Origin of the sequence: Psychrobacter immobilis (assembly GCF_904846235.1) — a bacterium.
Lineage (GTDB): Bacteria > Pseudomonadota > Gammaproteobacteria > Pseudomonadales > Moraxellaceae > Psychrobacter > Psychrobacter immobilis_C.
Genome location: NZ_CAJGZN010000003.1, coordinates 60823 through 84024 on the forward strand (window position 1 = coordinate 60823; position 23202 = coordinate 84024).

17 protein-coding genes are annotated in these 23202 nt (G+C 39.6%); 7 read left to right on the forward strand and 10 right to left on the reverse strand.

The window, feature by feature from the left end; translation table 11 throughout:
* Nucleotides 1–8: 8 nt before the first annotated feature.
* The 8 genes from JMX07_RS02740 to rpmH all read right to left on the reverse strand — a co-directional run bounded on the left by JMX07_RS02740 (nt 9) and on the right by rpmH (nt 7476).
* Entirely contained in the window at nt 9–683 is a 675-nt protein-coding gene (locus JMX07_RS02740; protein WP_201606220.1) for a riboflavin synthase, read from the reverse strand.
* Between the two features lie 431 nt (nt 684–1114).
* Nucleotides 1115–2170 carry a bifunctional diaminohydroxyphosphoribosylaminopyrimidine deaminase/5-amino-6-(5-phosphoribosylamino)uracil reductase RibD gene (ribD, locus tag JMX07_RS02745; protein ID WP_201606221.1) on the reverse strand — a complete coding sequence of 352 codons (1056 nt, stop codon included), beginning with the start codon at nt 2168–2170 and terminating at the stop codon, nt 1115–1117.
* Between the two features lie 126 nt (nt 2171–2296).
* Complete coding sequence (gene nrdR / locus JMX07_RS02750; RefSeq protein WP_057762240.1) at nt 2297–2755, reverse strand: transcriptional regulator NrdR; 459 nt, start codon at nt 2753–2755, stop codon at nt 2297–2299.
* Nucleotides 2756–2841: 86 nt separating this feature from the next.
* Nucleotides 2842–4293 (reverse strand): tRNA uridine-5-carboxymethylaminomethyl(34) synthesis GTPase MnmE, encoded by a 1452-nt coding sequence (gene mnmE / locus JMX07_RS02755; RefSeq protein ID WP_413786651.1) that lies wholly within the window; start codon nt 4291–4293, stop codon nt 2842–2844.
* Nucleotides 4294–4510: 217 nt separating this feature from the next.
* A complete protein-coding gene (gene yidC, locus JMX07_RS02760; RefSeq protein WP_201606222.1) occupies nt 4511–6193 on the reverse strand; it encodes a membrane protein insertase YidC in 1683 nt (560 codons plus the stop codon).
* A 215-nt stretch (nt 6194–6408) separates the two neighbouring features.
* Nucleotides 6409–6789, reverse strand: a complete 381-nt coding sequence (gene yidD, locus JMX07_RS02765; RefSeq protein ID WP_201606223.1) for a membrane protein insertion efficiency factor YidD — start codon at nt 6787–6789, stop codon at nt 6409–6411.
* Nucleotide 6790: 1 nt separating this feature from the next.
* Nucleotides 6791–7162, reverse strand: coding sequence for a ribonuclease P protein component (gene rnpA, locus JMX07_RS02770; RefSeq protein ID WP_201606224.1), 372 nt, complete (start codon nt 7160–7162; stop codon nt 6791–6793).
* Nucleotides 7163–7341: 179 nt separating this feature from the next.
* Complete coding sequence (gene rpmH / locus JMX07_RS02775; protein ID WP_007394757.1) at nt 7342–7476, reverse strand: 50S ribosomal protein L34; 135 nt, start codon at nt 7474–7476, stop codon at nt 7342–7344.
* A gap of 592 nt (nt 7477–8068) precedes the next feature.
* Between rpmH and dnaA the strand changes: the two genes are divergently transcribed.
* The 5 genes from dnaA to JMX07_RS02800 all read left to right on the forward strand — a co-directional run bounded on the left by dnaA (nt 8069) and on the right by JMX07_RS02800 (nt 16074).
* Nucleotides 8069–9508, forward strand: coding sequence for a chromosomal replication initiator protein DnaA (dnaA, locus tag JMX07_RS02780; RefSeq protein ID WP_101204765.1), 1440 nt, complete (start codon nt 8069–8071; stop codon nt 9506–9508).
* A 160-nt stretch (nt 9509–9668) separates the two neighbouring features.
* Nucleotides 9669–10844, forward strand: a complete 1176-nt coding sequence (dnaN, locus tag JMX07_RS02785; protein WP_201606225.1) for a DNA polymerase III subunit beta — start codon at nt 9669–9671, stop codon at nt 10842–10844.
* A 138-nt stretch (nt 10845–10982) separates the two neighbouring features.
* Nucleotides 10983–12194, forward strand: coding sequence for a DNA replication/repair protein RecF (gene recF / locus JMX07_RS02790; protein ID WP_201606226.1), 1212 nt, complete (start codon nt 10983–10985; stop codon nt 12192–12194).
* Between the two features lie 511 nt (nt 12195–12705).
* Entirely contained in the window at nt 12706–15321 is a 2616-nt protein-coding gene (gyrB, locus tag JMX07_RS02795; protein ID WP_201606227.1) for a DNA topoisomerase (ATP-hydrolyzing) subunit B, read from the forward strand.
* A gap of 126 nt (nt 15322–15447) precedes the next feature.
* Nucleotides 15448–16074, forward strand: coding sequence for a manganese efflux pump MntP family protein (locus JMX07_RS02800; protein WP_201606228.1), 627 nt, complete (start codon nt 15448–15450; stop codon nt 16072–16074).
* A 106-nt stretch (nt 16075–16180) separates the two neighbouring features.
* Here the strand turns inward: JMX07_RS02800 and rlmF are convergent, their stop codons facing one another.
* On the reverse strand, nt 16181–17218 hold the full coding sequence (gene rlmF / locus JMX07_RS02805; RefSeq protein WP_102094836.1) for a 23S rRNA (adenine(1618)-N(6))-methyltransferase RlmF: 1038 nt from the start codon (nt 17216–17218) through the stop codon (nt 16181–16183).
* An 87-nt stretch (nt 17219–17305) separates the two neighbouring features.
* Nucleotides 17306–18061, reverse strand: a complete 756-nt coding sequence (locus JMX07_RS02810; protein ID WP_201606229.1) for a LysE family translocator — start codon at nt 18059–18061, stop codon at nt 17306–17308.
* Nucleotides 18062–18315: 254 nt separating this feature from the next.
* Between JMX07_RS02810 and JMX07_RS02815 the strand changes: the two genes are divergently transcribed.
* Together JMX07_RS02815 and JMX07_RS02820 are read left to right on the forward strand one after the other, a co-directional pair.
* On the forward strand, nt 18316–19116 hold the full coding sequence (locus JMX07_RS02815) for a crotonase/enoyl-CoA hydratase family protein (protein ID WP_201606230.1): 801 nt from the start codon (nt 18316–18318) through the stop codon (nt 19114–19116).
* Nucleotides 19117–19160: 44 nt separating this feature from the next.
* Nucleotides 19161–22904, forward strand: coding sequence for a hypothetical protein (locus JMX07_RS02820; protein ID WP_201606231.1), 3744 nt, complete (start codon nt 19161–19163; stop codon nt 22902–22904).
* Nucleotides 22905–23202: the final 298 nt, after the last annotated feature.

Below are 23202 nucleotides of genomic sequence, written 5' to 3' on the forward strand. Positions count from 1 at the left end.
CTTAATTGTTATTTCATAAACCCATTATCGGCCAAAAATGCTTCTGTGATTTGGCTTTGCGGGTTTGACGCATTCATATCGCCAGATTGAGATTTATTTAATAGACGCTCTAGATAACGGGCAACGATATCTACTTCAATATTAACTTTGTTACCTACTAACCAATGCTTAGCGATATTTGTCACTTGAGCAGTATGCGGAATGATATTTAGAGAGACAATATTGTCACGCACTAAATTGGTCGTCAGACTAATACCATCTACTGTAATAGAGCCTTTGGTCGCTGTATAGTGCGCTAGCTCTTGCGGTATCTCAATCTCAATATAGATAGAACGAGCATCTTGTTGTAATTTACTAACGACCCCTACTCCATCTACATGACCAGCTACGATATGACCACCAAAACGAGTTGTCGGTAGCATGGCTTTTTCTAGATTGACCGTATGTCCTGCTTTTAACCCTTCTAATGCTGTTCTAGCAATCGTTTCACGTGAGACATCAACAGAATAGGAGTTGCTTCCGAGCTCCACCACGGTTAAACAAATACCATTTGATGCAATAGAATCGCCTAGCTTCACGTCACTGAAATCCAAGTCATCAGACTCTACCGTCAAACGTATGTCACCGCCTGTCGCCTGCATCGATTTAACTTTTCCAACGCTTTCTATAATTCCAGTAAACATATTATCCTCATCTCATTACTGTATTGCCTTCGTAGGCGAATATTTTAGTTTATCAAATCATCTATCAATTCTTTATCACAATTTGCTCAAATAGCTGACAGTAAAACATAAATAAATTTGACCTTTAATAGGATAGATTGTGGATAAGTAGGGATAAATCAATAGAGGTATAGCTAGAAGTCGCTATAAACACATAGTTATCCACAACAAATAAAAATTTCACATGGTACATACTCATCTAAAAAACAAATTGTAAGTTATTGATTTGAAGCAATATTTATTAAAATACTTAAAATAAAAACAGCTACTCTGTTTCATGTGAAACAAAGTTATACACAGTTCCATGTGAAACACGTAAACCAATAACTAATTTATCCACATTTTGGGCTTATTATCAAAACTCATGGACAACATACTTTTTTGAAAAATATTTATAAAGGTAATAAGGTTAATTTGAGATCTGGACCAAGCTGCTGATGACTTTCTATATCAAACCGTAACTGCTGAGCAAGGAACATAGGATTGAAATCAACCATTGGACGAGCTTCATCACCAAGTAAGCAAGGTGCTTGATATACGATTAACTCATCTACCAACTGTTGACTCAAAAAACTACCTGCAACGCTAGCACCTGCTTCCACCAACACGTCATAGCAATGGTGTTCACTGACTAACTTAGCCAACAACGCCGGCAAATCATCTTCATGCCAATAGATAGTATCCGGATGCCGACACAGCTGATACTCAGACTGTAGGCTGTGCTTTAAACGCTGACGCCTATCAAGTATGACTATTTTAGGGTTAGGTATTTTCTCAGGTGGCACGTCCAATTGTTCTGAGCGCACATTGAGCTGCGGGTTATCAGTTATTACTGTTTCACTACCTGTAATAATCGCGCCACTTTGTGCTCGTAGTTTTTGTACGTCTTCACGAGCAGCTGTCGAGGTAATCCACTTTGATTCACCAGATGCCATCGCTGTACGACCGTCTAGACTGGTTGCTATTTTCAATCGTACATAGGGCATCTGAGTACGCATAGCTTTTAGAAACCCACGGTTTAGTGCCTCTGCCTGCTCTGTCAGGACACCGACTGTTACCTTAATACCAGCTTGTTCTAATAGTTTCACACCACGACCTGCGACCTGCGGATTAGGATCTAGACCTGCAATCACAACGCGATTTACCTTAGCAGCAACCAGCGCCAGCGCACATGGTGGTGTACGTCCCGTATGACTACATGGCTCTAATGTAACGTAAGCAGTTGCCCCTGCTGCCTGTGTACCAGCCTCTTTCAGCGCAAATACTTCTGCATGTGGCTCACCAGCTTTAGGATGAAAACCTTGACCAATAATCTGCTCTGCCTGAACAATAACGCAGCCTACTGCAGGATTGGGTCTAGTAGTATACAAACCGCGCTTCGCTTGTTCGATAGCAAGCATCATAAAGTAGCGGTCTTGTGCATCTTGAGCATGGCTTTGAGTAGACATAAGGCTAGGCTTAATAAATGATTGAGGGTTTTATATAAAAACATAAGGTTTGAAAGCTGATTGGTAATTCTGATTAGTAATTGGGAAACATTTATCAACTAGGGATTACTTAAAAGCTTACTTCGCTTACTTCTCATTTGGACGAATATTGGCAATTTCTTGATGGAATGCATCGATATCTTGAAAGTCTCGATACACGCTAGCAAAGCGTACATAGGCGACATCATCTAAAGTTTTTAGTTCACTCATGATGATTTCACCCAAGACCTTACTACTGATTTCTCGCTCACCCATCTGCCTAACACGCTTTTCAATACGACTAATCATCGCCTCTTGTTCATCGATAGTGATAGGACGCTTTTGTAAAGGTAGTAAAATAGAACGGCGCAGCTTTTCATTGTCGTAAGGTTCAATCTTGTTGCTCGATTTGATAATCCTTGGCATGACAACTTCTACCATCTCAAAAGTCGTAAAACGTTCTTGGCAGCTGTTACACGAACGGCGTCGACGCACTTGTGCCCCTTCCGCAGCAAGACGTGAGTCAATAACCTTGGTCTCTGACGCATTACAGTACGGACAGTGCATAACATTTCCTTATTTTACGATTGAGAATAAGAGTAGTGTTTTCAAGATAGCTAATTTATCAAATAATAAAGAACACCGTTTATCCGTTATTTACCAATACAAAAGCTACCAAATATTTTACCTAATAAGTCATCGGCACTGAACTCACCTGTTATTTCACCCAAGCTCTGCTGTGCCTGACGTAAGCTATCAGCAACCAACTCACCTGCTTCGAATACGGTTAATTGTTCATGGGCTTCTGCCAAGAAATTAGCTGTCCGTCTAAGCGCGTCTAAATGTCTGGTACGAGCGATTAAGCTATTTTCTGGTGGATGAAATCCTACTTTCTCACATAGCGCTTCAACCAAATTATCGATACCAATGCCTGTTTCACATGAAACATTAACTTGCTGATAGCCTCTATTCTTGATTTCAGCTTGGGTCATAGCAGCACTTTTTTCTTTATCATTATCGCTTAATAAGTCGCTTTTATTAGCAATGATTAGTAAGCGTTTAGCTTCTGGCAATTCACCAAATAACTGTTCAGCAAGCTGTAACGGTGTGCTTTCTTCTTCAACATCGCGAGTCACATCATAGACCATCAGTAGCATATCAGCCTGCGTGATGGCAGTACGGGCACGCTCGATTCCGATACGTTCCACAGTGTCTTCTGTCTCACGTAGTCCTGCTGTGTCAGTCAGGTGTAGCGTCAAACCATTGAGCACAACGGTCTCTTGCAGCGTATCACGTGTAGTACCGGCGACATCAGTCACGATAGCACGCTCTTGCCCTGCAAGGCGGTTGAGCAAGCTAGATTTACCTGCGTTTGGCCTACCTGCTAGCACGACATGGATACCGTCACGCAAAAGCTGACCTTGCTTTGCCGTTGATAAAACTTGTTGTATCTTATCTTGCGTCTGCTCAAGTTTGCTTTGTATGACGCCATCAGACAAAAAGTCCACATCCTCTTCATCAGGGAAATCAATAGCAGCTTCGACATGTAAACGAAGGTGAATGAGTTGTTCTAGTAGCTGGTTAATTTTTTGTGAAAACTCACCGCTCAGAGAACGAATCGCACTACTGGCGGCGGCAGCACTGGTCGCATCAATCGCATCGGCAATTGCTTCTGCCTGCACCAAGTCCAACTTATCATTATCAAAAGCACGGTAAGAGAACTCTCCTGCACTTGCTTGCTTGGCACCTAGCTCAAATACGCGCGCGAGCAACTGGTTTTGTAAAATAACACCACCATGCCCTTGTAGCTCAATAACGTCCTCACCTGTGAATGAATGCGGACCTTTGAAAAACAAGACCAATCCCTCATCAATGACAGTGCCATCAGCCTGATAAAAGCGACAAAAGCTGGCCATTCGCGGCGTAAAAGCAGACTTACCTGTTAGAACACATGCCATATCGTAAGCACGGCTGCCTGATAGACGTATGACACCCACACCCCCTCGCCCGAGCGGCGTTGCAATCGCAGCAATTGTGGCCAATCCAGATGTATTAGACTTTTTAGAAGAATTAGGTACGGCTAATGCTGTCTCTAAGGAATCCACAATGACTCTCAATGTTTAAAAGCTCCATTATAGACGTCTGGACTCATACTGACAAAGCAAACTTTGAAAGGTAGATGTATCAGACATATATTCGTTTCAATGTTTATAAGCTGTGCATAATGTTGATAAGCTGTGGATAACATTTACCACTTATCCACTACCTATAAAAAAACCACCGCTTGCGCGATGGTTTTTTATATTACTGAAAAAGAACTAGTTAATCGACCACTTTTACCGTACGACGCTTCTGCTCTTCATCTACTTTCTTATTAACGATATATTGCTGAGTCATACTAAACAGGTTGTTAACTGTCCAATATAGAACTAAACCTGCTGGGAAGAATAGCATGAACGCAGTAAAGATAATCGGCAAGAATTTCATTACTTTTGCTTGCATCGGATCTGCCGGCTGCGGGTTCAACTGCTGCTGTACAAACATCGACGCACCCATTAGCAACGGCAAGATAAACCATGGGTCCATCGCTGACAGATCTTGAATCCACAAAATCCATGGGGCATGACGCAGCTCAACACTCTCTACCAATACCCAATACAGAGCTAAGAAAATCGGCATCTGCATCAAGATCGGTAGACAACCTGCCATCGGATTGACTTTTTCTTCTTTGTATATCGCCATCATTTCTTGCGACATTTTCATCCGATCATCGCCATGCTCTTCTTTGAGCACTTTGAGCCTTGGCGCAATGGCACGCATTTTAGCCATCGAGTAGTAGCTCTTATTAGAGAACCACATCAAGGCAATTTTTACTAAGATAGTCAGTAAAATAATTGACCAACCCCAGTTACCAACAACCTTATGCACACCTTCCAAGATAGCAAACAAGACCTTTGATATTGGCCATAGCAGACCATAATCAACTGTTTTGTTAAGGCCTACCGCAACGTCTTTTAGCTCAGACTGAACTTTTGGACCTGCATACAGTGTTGCATTTAAAGTAACTTGTTTGTTTGGTGCTACGTTCACTGGTTGGCTATTAAAACCAATAAAGTAATCATTACCTGTTTCACGAGTAAAGAATTTACCAGTGAAGTTTTCAGGTGTCCAAGCAGATACAAAGTAATGCTGTACGATACCAACCCAGCCTTTATCGCTAGTGGTCGTCAACTCGCCGTCACTAAAGTCACCAAATTTCAGCTTATTATAAGGATCATCTGGTGTACCCCAAGCGCCGCCTAAATAAGTCGCCATGCTCAGCGCGCCTTTATCAGACATACCAGGGTCTTTACTATCATCACGCTTTAATTGCGCAAACATCTGACCTTGCCAAGCATTGGTAGACGCGTTTTGGATCTTATAGCTAATATCGATTGGATATTTATTTTCAGTGAAAGTAAAAGTCTTGGTGATCGTCACGCCGTCTTTTTTGTAAGTAAGCGGCACTGACAACGTTTGCTGTCCATCTTCCATCACATAATTGTTAGCAGTATGGCTATAAGTCGCTCTACCTTCTGCTGTATCAATACCGTTCTGACCAATAAGTCCAGATTGAGCCACATACACACGGTTACTATTGTTTTCTAACAATACGAAAGGCTTATCGCTATCGAGCGTTGCGTCATACTGCTTGAGCGCAGCATAAACAATATCACCACCTTCTGGATTGATTTTTATATCATAGCGATCAGTTGTTACCGTGATTAGACCAGCGTTTTTCGCAGGCGTCGCTGTCACAGCACTATTATCCACGGGTAATGTCTGTACCGGGATATCACCTGCTGCACCAGTAGTAGAAGGAATGTCAGCACCTACTGAACTCGTAGTTTCTGGCACCGCATCTACAGCTGGAGCATCGGCATAATCATCTCGCCATGCCAAAATCAGCAGATAAGCGGTAATTAGCATCGCAATGATGATCATCACCCGAAATATCTTTTGCATAAACCTTTCCTAGATTAAAAAATTAGGGAATGAAAAATTAGGGCATGTGTCATGACTGACCTACACAGCTGTCCTGTCACATTGCAACTGTATCAGTAGTCATTTACATAAAATGTGCATCATTTTACTAAAAATCTGTCTCAAATGATACTAAGAGTGTGGATAACTTGTGGGTAACTCAAAGGAGTAGCTATCTGAGACTAAAGAGGTCGACTTTATGTTGATTTCATCAAATAATTAAGCTGTGAAACATAGCTAGTAATGTCTCGATAGACACCCAAACCCTGAAGGTTGATATTTAGTACATCACTAAAAGATATATATTGATAACTATAAGAAGCTAAGGGTAAGGGTACAAAGTCTATACCGTGCCCACCTAAAGGGTGACACCTACTAAGACGTTTTAATAACAACCACCCACCCTTACGAGCGCCATGCCATGTTAAAGCTTGTTTGCCATAATTTGAGCATGTCGGATAATAACGACAACGTGCAGGTATTATAGGACTAACTATTTTTTGATAAAAAACAATTAAATTAAAAGCTATATTATAAAAAACACCTTTTTTAAATTTATTTTTTAATAAAATATTCATTTTATTTTTTTTCTATTTTTTTAAAAATATTAATTATTTGATTTTTTAATTCTTTATTATCTATATCTTTAATAGATTTTTTTACAATAAAAACAATATCTTTATTTTCTATTTTAAAAGCTTTGGTACGGAACTCTTCACGCACATATCTTTTGATTAGATTACGAGCGACAGCAGTAGGCACTTTACGCTTGGTAATAGCCATACCGACTCGCGGCTGTGCATGCTCATTAGCACGTATAAAAGCCATTAAATGACTCTGATGAATCTTGCGTTCAGGTGCGTCAAATACCTCACGAAAGGCTGCAGGAGTAAGCAGACGTTGCTGTTTAGTAAAACTAGCTGCAGGTGTATCTGAAAGCGTATTGGACATAGTACAACCTAGTAGAATAACAATAGAATAAATAATAACAAATTATAGAGGCAAAAAAAGCGCCGATGTGGGCGCTTTTAATATATGGCTAAGTGTCAGTTGTGATGATTGACTATCGCAATCTATAAACAATAAGAACACAACAAGCACTATTAGCCATGCTTATCGCAATCTACTGATTATACAGTAAGGCGATGACGTCCTTTAGCGCGGCGACGAGCTAAGACCTGACGGCCTTTTTTAGTTGCCATACGAGCACGGAAACCGTGAGTACGTTTACGCTTGATCACGCTTGGTTGGAATGTACGTTTCATAACTCACCTATCAAAATAATGGACTAAATTCGTAATAACGGAGGATTATACCATTCAGTATAGTTTTGGTCAATAAACTAATTTGCTTTGTCTATGAATAGGAAATAATTCATACGAACTTAGTAGAGATATTTCCTTAAAAACCTATTTCTAGTTAACTAAATTTTATAGTTATATGTTTTATAATTTACGAAGTTATCCACAGCTGGACTCGAATATTATAATAATAATTAATTAATATAAATATAGTATTGTTATTATTGGGACCATGATTATCTGTGGTTAAGTCTATTTTCTTTTTTATTATCAATTCACTAGGCTGTGGGTAAGCCTGTGGGTAAACTGTGGGTTGAATATGGATAACTGCCTTATGAAAGTTATGCACAAAATTGTCCACAGCCTTGTCCACAAAAAAACAAGGTTTTATCCACAGGGTATCTGTGTTAAATTAGGCGCTACTTGGTATACACCTTCGTATAGGGTATTAGCACGAACTCTTTGGTTAGTTGTTACGTGTAATATCGAGGCTTAGGTAGCAAGTTATCTTGCTAAAAAATAACTATTATTTCAGATTATAAGGTCAGTACTTTTCATGATAGACACAGCAAATATTTGGGATAAATGTCTAAACGATTTGCGTTATAACGTCAAAGACAACGTGTTTACTATGTGGCTGAGACCTCTATCAGCTCATCAAGAAGCGCAAACTTTGATTATTCTTGCTCCCAATGATTATTTTGTGACGTATATCAAGAAGAATCATCTTCAAGATATTCAGCAATTGGTGACCAAACACAGCCAAGGTAGTATTGAAGAGGTCGTCGTACGTGTTGATAATGCTGGCCGCAATGCAGAAGATAACAGTCAATCAGGTTCTTTGTTTGTAGAAGACGACGTCTCCCCTACCCCATCCGAACATAAATTTGAATCTATTCATCATAACAACGCAAAAGCAGATATCGACGCGAACATGCGTCATAATGAGCCAGTTGAGTCTGCTGATACAAAATCATTAAGCTATCTGAACCCCGAATTTACTTTTGAAACCTTTGTTACAGGTAAGTCCAATAACTTGGCTTACAAGGCTTGTTATGAGCTTGGTAAGCGCCAATCAAAAAATCGTCACAATCCTTTATTTATATACGGTCCTTCTGGATTGGGAAAAACGCATTTAATGCATTCTGTAGCTCATCGCTATTTAAAAAATAATCAAAGTTTTTATTATTTCACTTCTGAAAAATTTATAAATCAATTAGTTTATTCATTAAGAAATAATAAAATAGAAGATTTTAAAAAGAAAATAAAAAAAGTGGATTTATTAATTGTAGATGATATTCATGTATTGGCAGGAAAGACTAAAAGTAGTAATGAGTTTCTAACATTATTTGCAGATTTTACTAGTGGTGATAAACAGTTAATTTTGGCCTCTGATCGACATCCCTCCCAAATGACGGAATTTGATGAACGATTTAGATCACGGTTTTCTTGGGGGTTAACAGTCGCTGTTGATCCTCCTGAAATTGATACTCGAGTACAAATTCTGCAGAAAAAAGCAGCCTCCTACGGGATGGTATTACCAAAGGAATGTGCGCTATTCATTGCACAAAATGTGGTATCTAATGTCAGACGTTTAGAAGGTGCCTTAAATCAGGTATTTGCCAATGCTAACTTAACAGGGGCACAGATTACTCTTGAGATGGTGCAATACGCACTAAAAGATATCGTTGCGATGCGTGTGCAGGCAGTAAATATGGATAATATCCGTAAGATAGTTGCTGAGTACTATGATGTCACGGTCAAAGATATTATGGGGCGTAAACGTACGCGTAGTATTGCAAGACCACGTCAAATAGCGATGGCTTTGTCGCGTGAATTAACAGGCGATAGCTTCCCTGAAATTGGTCAGTCGTTCGGTGGACGCGACCATACGACGGTGATGCACGCTTGCGATAAAGTAAATGAGTTAAGAGCAGCAGATCCTGCATTTGATAAGGATTATAAGACCCTAGCTCTGATGTTACAGGCAGGATAAAAGCGTTAGATATCGTTGTATTCTAGTAGATACAGATGGTTTATAATATTGAAAATACAAGTGCACAGATGCTTTGTAGATTATCGTCAGCAGACAAGGTATTATTAAGTCATTACGACAAATTTTTATAAAAGAATCATTCAAATAAGAGTAACTAAGCATGCAATTATCGATCAATCGAGAATCGTTACTAAAAGCTATCAACTTGATCGCCAAAGCCGCTGATAAACGCCACAATATGGTTATATTGGGTAATATTAAGCTACAGCTATCAGATTCTGAGCTTATCTTAACAGCGTCAGATTTAGAGGTAGAGCTGACATCGACATTGAAATTGCCTGCTGGTGCTTGTGTAGAAGCAGGTACAACGACGCTTCCTGCAACCAAGCTAAAAGATATTTGTAAATCGCTACCTGCACAGGCGCAAGTTAATCTAGCAACTCAAGCAAACGAGCGTTGCTTATTAACTAGTGGTAAGAGTCGTTTTACATTGGGAACATTGCCAAGCGAAGACTATCCGAGCTTGGGTAACCCTGAAAATATCACCCCTCTGACTATTAGCCGTAATCGTCTGACAGATTTGATTCACAAAACGCAGTTTGCGATGGCAATTCAAGATGTACGCTACTACTTAACAGGTATGTTGTTTGACGTTTCACAGCAGCAACTGACAACGGTAGCAACAGATGGCCATAGATTGGCATTAGCCCGTAGTGTGATCAATGTAAGCGCAGAACTCAATATGCAGGCTATCTTGCCGCGTAAGGCAGTGATTGAGCTTGAACGTTTAGCTTCTGAGCTTGGTAAAATGTTGGGTGATCAAGACAACGCAGTTACCCTAAGTTTTGGCCGAGAGTTTTTACAAGTAAGTTTACCATTTGGTGATGTAGATAGTACAGGGCAGGTCAGTCAAGATCTAATGGTAACATTTACCGCGCGTTTGATTGATGGTAAGTTCCCTGATTATCGCCGTGTGATGCCGAGCAATACTGATAAGCTGGCTTTATTCAGTCAGGAAAAAATGACGGACGTGTTACGCCGCGTTGCCATTTTGAGTAATGAAAAATCTCGTGGTGTGGTCTTTAATTTTGCTAGCGATGGTATGGTCGAAGTACGTGCTAATAATGCTGAGCAGGATGAAGCAGTCGAGATGATACAAGCTAAGTATCAAGGCGAGCCGATGGAGCTGTCGTTTAATGCTGCATATCTGCAAGATGTATTGGGCGTTATCCAAGGCGATTTACAGATGCATATGAGCCAATCGAATGCCTCTGTATTGGTCAATCAACTAAATGATGAGTTCCATCAATATGTCATTATGCCAATGCGTATATAGTGAGTTTTTCTTTGGAAATAAACAAAATCGAATAGAACTAGTATGTTTCAAAGGATTTTGTTTCCAATACTGAATATTGATTTTTAATAAACTTTTGCCTGCTAGATTAGCAGGCTTTAATGGGCGGCTATCGATACCATGATTGAACGTCTACAAATATCCCATCTTAGAAACCTTACTAAAATTAGTTTAGAGCCTGCTGCCTGCAACATAATTATCGGTGCAAATGGCAGTGGTAAAACCTCGTTGCTCGAATCTATATTCTTGTTATCAAGAGGTAAGAGCTTTCGTCATCACCAGCCAAAACGTTATATCCAACATCATCAGAATAACACGACTGTTCATGCTAAGCTCAATGATAGCCGTACTTTAGCTATTCAAAAGCAAGCAGATGCTACGACTATACTACGTCTCAATCAAACCACTGTTTACAACCAGAGTATCTTAACAGAGCAGCTACCTACGTTGCTGATAGATCCATCGACGATGGATATGTTGGAGCAGGGAAGTGCGAGCCGTCGACAGCTGTTAGATTGGTTGGTGTTTCACATGAAACAAGGATTTCATCCACAATGGATGGCTTATCAACGCCTCCTAAAACAGCGCAATAGTTTACTAAAAATTACTCGTCACTTAACACAAGTACAGTTGGCTGAGCTGAAATCTTGGGATAAGGGACTGAGTAACCATGCTGCTTTGATTCATCATTATCGAGAGCAAGTATTTACTGAATGGCAGCCTTATTTTGCCAAGAGTATCGTACAGCTATTGCCATCTTACGCTGAGCAACTGAGCCTAAGCTATAACGCTGGTTATGACACCAGTGTCGCGCTAGATGTGCAACTTAATGAGCGGTTAGAGCAGGATCTGCAATTAGGATATACCCGTATAGGCAATCATCGTGCTGATATTCATGTGCATTGGCGTTCTGATGAGTCTATAAGCGATCAAACGACAGATGCGAGAACAGCAGCTTCAGTAAATAGTATCCAAACCAAATTACCGACTTTAAAAGAGCAAGCAGCAAACGTATTGTCTCGCGGTGAAAAGAAACTGCTCATTACCGCACTGCGCTTATCGCAACTACCACTGTTGCTAAACGATAGAGAGCGCAGTGACTCACTCAATGATGATTTATCATCGAGAGCGACACCTGTTGTGCTTCTAGATGATATCACTGCAGAATTAGATGATAGAGCTATAGAAATACTGCTATCGACCCTAGCTAAACTCCCTTGCCAAGTATTTATGACCAGTCTGGCAGACGATATTTTACCTTTAGTTCATGAACTTTGGCTACAACCGAATACGTTTCACGTGAAACAAGGAAAAATCTCATTTACTAACTAATACTTCATTTTTCTGCTTATACTTTTGATGATTACCCATCTACTTTAACTTCTCATTATTCAATACACTAGCCACTACTATCTGTCCTGACAGTTACTATGTTAAGACGACCTTTCACAGACCGTAAAACTCTCAGTAAACAGTGACTTAGAAGCAAAAAAATGTTAAAATAACCCTTTATTTTTGTCCTGTGCTCAGCAATTTATTTGATAGCATCATAGAAAAGATTTCTATTTTTCAATTATCTATAAGTATTTGATAATTATGTATTTTATTTATTTCAATAGTTTTGACAATGTCTAGAAAAACAAAGACTATTACTAATAAATAATTTACTAATTTTATCTCTGTGCAGCCTTTTTTGAGGCTAACGGTGGTTAGTGGTTTAGCTGCTCATATGCACTCTAGATTATGAATAATAGACGTTAATTTTAAGATGCCATTATGCAGCAGACTTTTTATAAGTGCGCTAATCGTAAATGGCTGATTATGGCTAGATTAAGGAATGTACATGAGTGATTCATTACCTATTGACCACGAGCAATTGATAGACGACAGTGCTACTGAAGCCGCTGTGCCTACTGTAGTTTCAGAAGTGTTGCCTTCTGATTATAGTTCTAAAGATATTCGCGTATTGCGTGGGTTAGAGGCCGTACGTGTGCGTCCTGGTATGTATATCGGTGATACCGATGATGGCACAGGCTTGCATCATATGGTCTTTGAGGTAGTGGATAACTCTATCGATGAGGCACTTGCTGGTCACTGTGATCAGATTGATATTGTCATCCACGAAGATGAGTCTGTCAGTGTGATGGATAACGGGCGCGGTGTGCCTGTTGATATTCATCCAGAAGAGGGTGTGTCAGCGGCTCAGGTTATTATGACTGTCCTGCATGCGGGCGGTAAGTTCGATGATAATAGTTATAAAGTGTCAGGCGGTCTGCACGGTGTGGGTGTCTCAGTAGTTAATGCTCTATCTCAAAAACTTGAGATGAATATCTGGCGCGAAGGCTATCATTATCATCAAACTTATACTGATGGTGTACCTGATAGCGATATCCAACAGATGGAAGCCACCGATCAGACGGGCACACAAATCCGCTTTTATCCTAGTAGTGATGTGTTCACTGGTACAATTTTTGAGTACGATATCTTGGCAAAACGCTTACGTGAGCTGTCATTTTTGAACTCTGGTGTGCGTATTGTTTTGACTGATGAGCGTATTGATAAGCGTCACGAGTTTGAGCATAAAGGTGGCTTGCTAGAGTTTGTTAGTTACATCAATGCTGGTAAAGACGGTATCAATGAAGTATTCCATTTTACCAGTCAGCAAGATGACGGTATCAGCGTAGAAGTTGCGCTACAGTGGTCAGATACATATAACGAAAAAGTGCTATGTTTTACCAACAATATCCCGCAAAAAGATGGCGGTACTCACTTATCAGGTTTCAGATCAGCACTGACACGTGGCTTAAATAGCTATATGGATCGCGAGAACTTGTTTAAGAAGGAAAAAGTAGCTGCAACTGGTGATGATGCTCGTGAAGGTTTAACGGCAATCGTCTCTGTTAAAGTACCAGATCCAAAGTTCTCAAGCCAGACGAAAGATAAGCTAGTATCAAGCGAAGTAAAATCTGCTGTCGAATCTGCGATGCACGATAAATTTAACGATTATCTATTAGAAAATCCAAGTGCTGGTAAAGCCATTGCTAATAAAATTATGGAAGCAGCGCGTGCACGTGATGCGGCTCGTAAAGCACGTGAAATGACACGTCGCAAGACCACTTTGGATATTGCAGGTCTGCCTGGCAAGTTGGCTGATTGCCAAGAAAAAGATCCAGTATTATCTGAACTATACATTGTGGAGGGTGACTCTGCAGGTGGGTCAGCTAAACAAGGTCGTAGCCGTAAAACGCAAGCAATCTTGCCACTAAAAGGTAAGATTCTAAACGTCGAGCGTGCTCGTTTTGACAAGATGTTATCATCTGCTGAAGTGGGTAACCTGATTACGGCATTAGGTTGTGGTATTGGTCCTGATGAGTATAATCCTGACAAAGTACGCTACCACAAAATCATCATCATGACCGATGCCGACGTTGATGGATCGCATATTCGTACCTTGCTATTGACGTTCTTCTTCCGTCAAACACCTGAATTGATCGAGCGCGGTTATGTATATATTGCTCAGCCGCCGCTATACAAAGTGAAAAAAGGTCGTCAAGAGTTATACCTAAAAGATGACGAAGCGCTTAAAGCGTATCTATTGTCTTCAACAATTGACAATACCAAGCTGCATATCAGTGCTGATGCGCCTGCGATTACTGGTCAAGCGCTCGAGACACTGCTTAACGACTACAACCAAACGCAGTTGATCAAAGCACGTCTGCAGATTCGCTTCCCAGCGGTGATTTTGGATGCATTGACGCATACGCCAAAACTTAGCACTGACATGACTTATGATCAGTCTGCCATGCAGGATTGGAAAGCAGCGATGCAGACTAAGCTTGATCACTTCGGTAGCGATCTAAGCCCTGAGATTGCATTGGTTAATATCCATGCGCCGCAGCCAAAAAATATGGACGCAGCCGCAGCAGATTTATTGGGTATGACGCCAGTAGTAGGTACTGAGGAAGGCGAAGCGTCAGATAGTGAGGCTTTATCTACCAAGGCACAGTGGCTACCACGCGTCACGGTATATGTGCATCAACTGGCACACCATTATCTGTTAGATGCTAGCTTTATCAACTCGGGTGAGTATGGCAAACTGTTACGTTTATCAAGTGAATGGAATACATTGCTTGAGAGCGATGCTTTTATCCGCCGTGAAGCAAGTGCAGGGACGACTAAAGACATCCCAGTACGCGACTTCGATTACCTATGGCAACAAATGATGCTGGATGCGCGTCGTGGTTTAGCTATCCAGCGTTACAAAGGGCTAGGCGAGATGAACGCTGATCAGCTATGGGATACAACGATGGATCCTGAAAATCGTCGTATGCTACGCGTCACTATCGAAGATGCTATCGCCGCTGACCATATGTTTACTTGCTTGATGGGTGATCACGTTGAACCGCGTCGTATCTTCATTGAAGAAAATGCGCTAACAGTATCGAACTTAGATATCTAAATTTGAAACTGGTTACTGACAATTTATAAAAATACCGCTTTGATATTCAAGGCGGTATTTTTGTTTCACGTGAAACTCATTTTTTAACGTTGCTATTATTTAATAATTATAATTTGTGGGAATCAAATGGTTGAAGTAATTTTACTCGCTATTGCTTTAGCGATGGATGCGTTTGCAGTGTCGATAGGGTTGGGTGCTAAGGCTCAAAAATATAGTCATCAATATGTACTGCGCTTGGCTATTTATGCTGCGCTTTACTTTGGTATCGCTCAGGGGATAATGCCTCTTATTGGATACTTATTAGGTGCGGCAATGTTGGGTTGGCTGGCCGCTGCTGCACCTTGGATTGGCGGTACTATATTGATTGCTCTAGGTGGGAAAATGCTTTATGAAGTGTTTACTGCTGATGAGTCAGATACTGACAGTGATGATCTGGACGTCAATGATGATGCTATTAACACTGATAGTGATACAGTAACAGCCACGAGTAAGCATGGACATATCAATCACCGCACTATGTTTACGTTAGCGGTTGCAACTAGTATTGATGCAATGGCGGCAGGGTTTACGCTGAATTTATTGGCACTGAACGCGTGGTTAGCTTGCCTTATTATCGCTGTAGTAACCGCTATATTTGGCTGGCTCGGGGTTTATTTGGGACGTCGCTCAGGTACATGGCTAGAGGATAAGGCTGAAGCATTGGGCGGTATCGTGCTTATAGCGATTGGTCTAAAAGTGATGTTTTTTAGCTAATTTATTTAGTTTTTTACTGAGTACTCATAAAAAAGCACCGCTTTGAATATCAAAACGGTGCTTTTTTGTTTCACGTGAAACTAAAATTGGCAATTTTGCTTAGTGGTTACTCTTCGTCACTGTCAAAGCGCCAAGCTAGTACGCGAGTGCTTTTTTGACCTTGGCTCATTTCGATAATACGCATTTGAGCGACGTTTAACTGCTTTAATAATAATTGCAATGGCTTAACGTTTTCAGATTTCGACACTAAAGTAGTAAACCAACCAACGTGTTCTGCAAAGCTCTGACTTTCTTTTGCCATCTTAGTCAAGAACGCAATTTCGCCACCTTCACTCCATAGCTCTTTGTGCTGACCGCCGAAGTTTAGGTTTTGCGCAGCGTTGCCTGATTTTGTCGAGCTACGGCTGATTTGCTCGCTTTCATTCTTACCACGATGGCGCTGCAAATTGTGCTGCTTGCGACTATTGGCTTCCATTGCTTCTTCTAATGAAGCATGAAACGGAGGGTTACAAACCACGACATCAAAATAGTCTTGACGACCAATGATGTTTTTAAAGATAAATTTAGGCTCAGGCTGTAGCTTTACCTTGACCGCACTCTTTAGCTTTGGGTTGGCTTCACAAATCAGCGCTGCGGTATTGACAGAGATGGGGTCAATGTCGCTTGCTGTAAAGCGCCAGCCATAGCTCTGACTACCAACGATAGGATAGATAGCACTGGCACCAGTACCGATATCAAGAGCATGAATTTCTTTACCCGTTGGCGGTGTGTTATCGGCGTTTACGTGAGTGGTTTGCGCCAATAAATCTGCGATGTAGTGAATATAATCGGCACGTCCAGGAATAGGCGGGCATAGATAGCCTTCAGGAATGTCCCAAAATTTAACCCCGTAATAGTTCGCTAACAGTGCTTTATTTAGCACACGAACAGCCTGATGATCCGAGAAGTTAATCGTCGACTCACCTTTAGGGTTGGTAATGGTGTGGTCAGCAAGCTCAGGTAAAGCTCGAGTCAATACCGCAAAATCGTAACGACCTTGGTGCGGATTACGTGGGTGCAGCTGACCGAGTTTCTTTGCGGTCGCAGGAGATCTGTTTCTGTGTTTACTATTTGCAGGGTTACGGGTCATGGGCTTACTTGTCATAATGTCAGGCTACGATATATGGATATAAGTAACCAGTGTAGCAGATTTCGCAGGTTGCTAATTGTTTATCCGCGCTTTATCGGTCGCTTATCGGTGACGCAATATCAAGTTAAGCCCTAATACGATCATCGCAGTACCCAATACACGGTCGATCCAATGCTCAAACCTTTGGAAGCGTCGATGTACCGCAGGGATAGAAAGTAGCATGACGACCGTACTAAACCACGCCATCTGTAACACCATCATCCATACACCATAAATAGCCAATTGCCAAAGCGGTATGTCAGGCGACAATACAAGAGTAAAAATAGCTACAAAATAGACAGGCGCTTTTGGATTAAAGACATTACAAAGGAATCCGCGACGCAACGTAGCAAAGGTAGATTCGCCATTACTAGGCGATTTTTCGATAGTGATTTCTTTGGTTGTAGGTGTGGTGTGGCTAGTGAGCGAATCTTGCGAAACGTGAGCGCTTGAACCTACTTGCGGGCCTGCTTTTTCCAAAGGATGTGTTTTTTCAAAAATATGAGCTGTGTCTAAATCCGCTGGTTTTTTAGGCTTGGCTTGGATACCTTGCCAACCTAAGTAAATTAGATAGCCGCCACCTAACCATTTAATAGTAGTCAATAAAGGCTGTGAATGAGCAATGACAGTCGCCAGTCCTAAGACAGAATATATAATATGTACGGCAAGACCCAAGGTAATACCGAAACTACAGATCAAACCAGTGCGTCGACCTTTTGCCAACGTCTGCTGTGATACCAAGACAAAATCAGGACCAGGTGAGGCTGCAGCCAATAGATGAACGCTGGTGATGAGTAAAAAGCCGTGCCAAAATTCCATAAAATACTCTAAACAATACCTAGACCTGCATCATAGTTGCACTTATCGCAAATGAGGTCAAATTTTATCGATTTACGCTTTATTCGAGTCAGTTCTATTGCTTGTGTTATCGCGCGAGGGTGTCTATATTAAAAGTGGGTTTATCGACAAATTTATACGAATGAAGTACCGAGATTCGACTATACCTATTGTATGACAACTTATTATATAACCACTCATTATATAACAATGATTATTTCAACAAGGACAGCACCATGACTACGGACAGCAACGCCACAGAAAACCGCATCACTTATAACACCCAAGGCCATGTTTGCCTTGTCGGGCTCAATCGCGCCAATAAACGTAACGCCTTTGACAGCCATATGATTGGTCAACTGTCTGATGCGATGACACGCTACGAGCAAGACGACAATTTACGCTGTGCGCTGATATTTGCGCATGGTGATCATTTTACCGCTGGGCTGGATTTGGTAGAGCTGCAAGACAAGCTAAGCGATGGCGTGTTTGAGTTTAATGATGATCAAATCGACCCGTGGGGCATCGGTGGAAAACTGCGCACCAAACCTGTGGTCGTGGCGGTCAAAGGCATTTGCTTCACCGTGGCTATCGAGCTGATGCTCAACAGTGATGTGGTCATCGCCAGTGATAACTGCAATTTTGCACAAATGGAAGTACAGCGCGGTATCATGCCATTTGGTGGAGCAACGGTACGCTTTGTCGCAGCGGCAGGCTGGCAAAAAGCCATGCCGTATCTGCTGACAGGTAAAGCATTTGATGCGCAAACGGCTGATAGACTGAATTTGGTCAGTGAAGTGGTGGCAAATGGCACTGAGTACGAGCGTGCATTGACGCTAGCTCAAGAAATCTGTAAAGCCGCGCCTTTGAGTGTGAGAGGGGCATTGTCTTCAGCGCAAGATGCCAGCCGTAATGGGGCAGCGACTGCATTGGCCAATATCCATAGCTATCTACCGCCGCTGTTTCACTCAGAAGATGCGAAAGAAGGCGTAATGGCGATGGTTGAGAGAAGGGAAGCTGAGTTTAAGGGGCGTTAAACTCTATAGACTAAGACATACCTATTTAGATCAGAAGAGATAATATGAATCAAAGCTCATCAGCTCAAAGATTAGAAACTGAAGAAAGTAATAGTGATGATTTTGAAATAACGGTGCTTTCGCCTTCAGATAGCCTTGAGAGTAGTGCAAGCTACAAAAGCTATGAAAAGAGATTAGCTGCAGCATTAAGACATGAGCTTGTGTCAAATGTAGCTCTTACTGGGATATATGGCTCAGGTAAAAGTAGTATTCTAAATACCTTTAAAAAGACTTATAAAGACAACGGTGAATGGAAGTTTTTGGAAGTATCACTTTCAACATTTAAAGTAGAAAAAAATCTTGAAAGTGATGATGCTGAAGATTCGGGTAGCAGTTCACCATCTACCGATAAGGAAATTAAGAATTTAACACCAGATAAAATACAGCTAATTGAAAGAAGTATATTACAGCAATTTTTTTATGCTGTACCTCAAAATGATATTCCACTCTCAAGATTTAAACGTATTACGGAAAACTCGAAAGAAAATTATAGAGTAACGCTATGGATATTTATATTAACTCTATGGAGTTATATCTATGCTTTTGATCAAGCGAAATTTATAACTGAGTTGGTGGATTTTGCAGAGTGGTATCTATATTTAAATTTAATTATTTTGGTTTTTTGCACGCTATTTATTATTAATAAGATATACAGTTATGGATTCGGTCTCACAGAGATAAAATTCAACCTTCATAACGCTGAATTTAATATAAAAAACGAACAAGAGAAATCTATTCTTAATGATCATTTAGACGAAATACTATATTTTTTTGAAACTACTGGAAAGAACGTTGTTATTATTGAAGATTTAGATAGGTTTAATGATACTGAGATATTTATCAGACTTAGAGAGCTAAACTCAATTATAAATAAATCTTGCCCACACCGAGTTGTATTTATATACGCCATTCGCGATGATATTTTCAAGGATAGTGAAAGAAGTAAATTCTTTGATTATATTATTCCAGTGATACCTATAGTTAACCCAACTACTGCCTATGATATAGTCATAAAAGAGTATAGTAATATAGCAAACGAACTCGATAATAAATTTTTGTTGAATACTTGTTTGTATTTTAGCGATATGAGACTTTTAAAAAATATTTTAAATGAATATGAGGTTTACTTTGATCAACTTAAAGTCTTAGATATAGATAAGAATAAGCTTTTTGCAATGGTGGTTTATAAAAACTATCATCCAAATGAGTTTGCCAAACTAAACTCAAACTCAGGTGAAATCTATGATATTTTCTATAAAGAAAAGCCGAAAATAGTTAATATGTTAACAATAGAAAAATACCAAGCTATCGCTGAATTAGAGCTTAAAAAAGATAAGATTTTGAATGATGGGCTAAACTCAACTAAAGAGTTAAATAGTATTTATTCTTATACAATTTTAAGAAAGTTGGATAGTGTAATGCAATATGCGTATCACCGAGGCCAGTCAAAAATCAATATTGTTGTTGGTTCTGAAAAATACAATACAAGTGATATTTCTAGTACAACAGTACTTAAGGAAATGGCACAGCATCAAAATATTACTCTTGAAGTAACTAATACAGATTTTACAGTAAGTTTCAGTTTTAGCGATATTGAAAATGAAGTTAATCCAGATAAATCTTATCTAAACAGGCTAGCTAATACAGAAGATAAAGAAAGTGGTGAGTTAGAAAGGTTGTCAAACGAAGAGCTTAATACGAAAAATGAGATAAAAAATACTAAAAGAATGATGCTAACAGAACTGATGATTCAGACTGATATTATGATCGATAAACCTTTACTAAAATACTTTATCAGTAATGGACATATAGATGAAACTTATCAAAGTTATATTTCATATTTCTTTGAAGAATCTATTAGTTTGAATGATAAGAATTATGCTCTTTTAGTTAATTCTTTTGGTGAACCAAACTTTGATATTGAGTTGAAAAAATGTGATGAATTGGTTGAAAGTTATTTAGGTCTTGATAAATTATCAACTCATAGTGCTCTAAATTTCACTATGTTAGATTTTCTACTGGCAGAAAATAGTAGAAAAATATATCTTGAGCAGTATATTAAAGTTGTTTGTGATGGCTCTAGTACATCTATAGAATTTCTAAAGCGCTACTTTAAAAGAGATAAGAATCTCTCCTTATTGATACCAATAATAGTAAGTGTTAGAGAGAGTATTATCGATGAAATAAATATTTATAACAATACGGAAGAAGCAAGATTTAATCTACAAAGGTTTATTCGATATCTACCTTTAAAGTCATACGAAGAATTATCGTATTTAACCGAAAATATCAAAGGTGAGCTAAATATTCTAAAAGATTATGTTAGTTTCATTTTGGATTGTTTTGATAGTAATTTTGATAAATTTCAAGAGTTTACAGATGCTCTTAAGCCAGTGCTCGAACATGCTGCTTTTTCAGAAGTTCAGATCAGAGAGCTTAATTGGCTAGGTGAGAGCAGATACTTAGCTATTAATAAGCATATAATAAAACAAGTTCTAGTAAATAATTTAGAAGACCCTGATACTGTTCTCGCTGACCTAGAGGTCAAGCCAGTCACTCTTATGGCTAACTCTGGCATTGACTATCTAGCTAAAAATATTTGGTCTGAAAACCTATTAGAATATATAAGAGTTATTTTACTGGATGCAGATGAAAACACCTCATATTCTGAAGATGAAGATGTTTATATTAAAACTTTAAACTTATTAGGTCATCCTAATGTAATTATAGAGAAGTTTATTGACATCACTTCCACTAAAATTAAAGATATAAGTACAGTCAAGAACTATCACATCCAACAATATCTTGTCGGTAGCTTGAAAGCCCAATATTCATGGTCAAATGTTTTTAAGTATTTTTCGGAATCTTATGAAGATCAGGATGATCAAGGTACTTATCGGGAGATAGATAGTTCACTTGTTAAATTCTTGGAAAGTGGACGAAGTTATTTACAAATGGTTGGTTATACAGAATCAGATATCTTAGGCATTGAAGACTGGGAAAACACTAAAGCTGAGTTTGATAAACACCTTTTTGTATGTAGTGAATTGAGTGATGAGGCATACGAAAACCTAATACGTATAACTGACAACAACTGGGATAACTCAAAACTAGAGGATCTTAATCAAGAAAAAACTAAGACTTTAATACGTCTTGGGAAGTTAAGTTTAACTTCTGAGAACTGGGGTCAAATTAAAGAGCATGCATCAAACGAAGTTATAGAAGCCTTTTTAGTCAGGTATCATAAGTTGATAATTGAAGATCTAGATTGTATTGCACTTCGTGTGGAGGATGTTGAGGTGTTGCTTGATTCTAATAATGTCAGTAGTAGAGATAAAAAAACACTAGCTGAAACTGAGGTTATTAGCTTAATAGAAGGTAGTACAACGGTTCGTGAAAAAGTTGTTGAAATATATGACGGTGATAAAATACCTGCCTCTATTTATGAACAGCTCATTAAATATTCAGACTCTAGCGAACTTAAAAATCTGCTTTTAAAACAGATTAATTATTTAAATAAGCAGAAAATTGTAGAAATACTGAAACTATTAGATGAGCCTTATAAAAAACTAGCTAATGGTCAAGAGGTTGAGTTCGAAAATACTGATGAAAACTATACTTTACTAAGAGCATTGAATACAGCCCAAATAGTAATGAGAATCCCTAAGCCAACAAGACCAAAGGGTAGTTTAGCTGGTAAAAAAGTGCTCTCTACAAGATTACAAACCCATGTGCTTTCTGATGAATAATAGTCGCCTTGAAACGCGGTTTAGCCCTGACAGTAGCGGCTATCCTGCTTGAATAGGCGTGTTGCGAAGGCTAGGTTTTGGGGCAGTCTCGTGACCAAACAGGAATGCCCCAAACCGTGGCCGCGCCACGCCTAGATAAGCAGATAATAGCGGATGGCAGGATTGGCTCCAGCTTCATAATAACTTTGATAACTACAGAATCTAACGCAGCACTTTGAAATACTATCAAGCGAACCAAACATACCAACCAAAAAAACCTCGCAATCGCGAGGTTTTTTTATTTTATCGAGTATGACTG

Coding starts and splice junctions, on each gene's coding strand:
- JMX07_RS02740 (WP_201606220.1), bottom strand. CDS start 683: ATGTTTACTGGAATTATAGAAAGCGTTGGAAAAGTTAAATCGATGCAG.
- ribD (WP_201606221.1), bottom strand. CDS start 2,170: ATGTCTACTCAAAGCCATGCTCAAGATGCACAAGACCGCTACTTTATG.
- nrdR (WP_057762240.1), bottom strand. CDS start 2,755: ATGCACTGTCCGTACTGTAATGCGTCAGAGACCAAGGTTATTGACTCA.
- yidC (WP_201606222.1), bottom strand. CDS start 6,193: ATGCAAAAGATATTTCGGGTGATGATCATCATTGCGATGCTAATTACC.
- yidD (WP_201606223.1), bottom strand. CDS start 6,789: ATGAATATTTTATTAAAAAATAAATTTAAAAAAGGTGTTTTTTATAAT.
- rnpA (WP_201606224.1), bottom strand. CDS start 7,162: ATGTCCAATACGCTTTCAGATACACCTGCAGCTAGTTTTACTAAACAG.
- rpmH (WP_007394757.1), bottom strand. CDS start 7,476: ATGAAACGTACATTCCAACCAAGCGTGATCAAGCGTAAACGTACTCAC.
- dnaA (WP_101204765.1), top strand. CDS start 8,069: ATGATAGACACAGCAAATATTTGGGATAAATGTCTAAACGATTTGCGT.
- dnaN (WP_201606225.1), top strand. CDS start 9,669: ATGCAATTATCGATCAATCGAGAATCGTTACTAAAAGCTATCAACTTG.
- recF (WP_201606226.1), top strand. CDS start 10,983: ATGATTGAACGTCTACAAATATCCCATCTTAGAAACCTTACTAAAATT.
- gyrB (WP_201606227.1), top strand. CDS start 12,706: ATGAGTGATTCATTACCTATTGACCACGAGCAATTGATAGACGACAGT.
- JMX07_RS02800 (WP_201606228.1), top strand. CDS start 15,448: ATGGTTGAAGTAATTTTACTCGCTATTGCTTTAGCGATGGATGCGTTT.
- rlmF (WP_102094836.1), bottom strand. CDS start 17,218: ATGACAAGTAAGCCCATGACCCGTAACCCTGCAAATAGTAAACACAGA.
- JMX07_RS02810 (WP_201606229.1), bottom strand. CDS start 18,061: ATGGAATTTTGGCACGGCTTTTTACTCATCACCAGCGTTCATCTATTG.
- JMX07_RS02815 (WP_201606230.1), top strand. CDS start 18,316: ATGACTACGGACAGCAACGCCACAGAAAACCGCATCACTTATAACACC.
- JMX07_RS02820 (WP_201606231.1), top strand. CDS start 19,161: ATGAATCAAAGCTCATCAGCTCAAAGATTAGAAACTGAAGAAAGTAAT.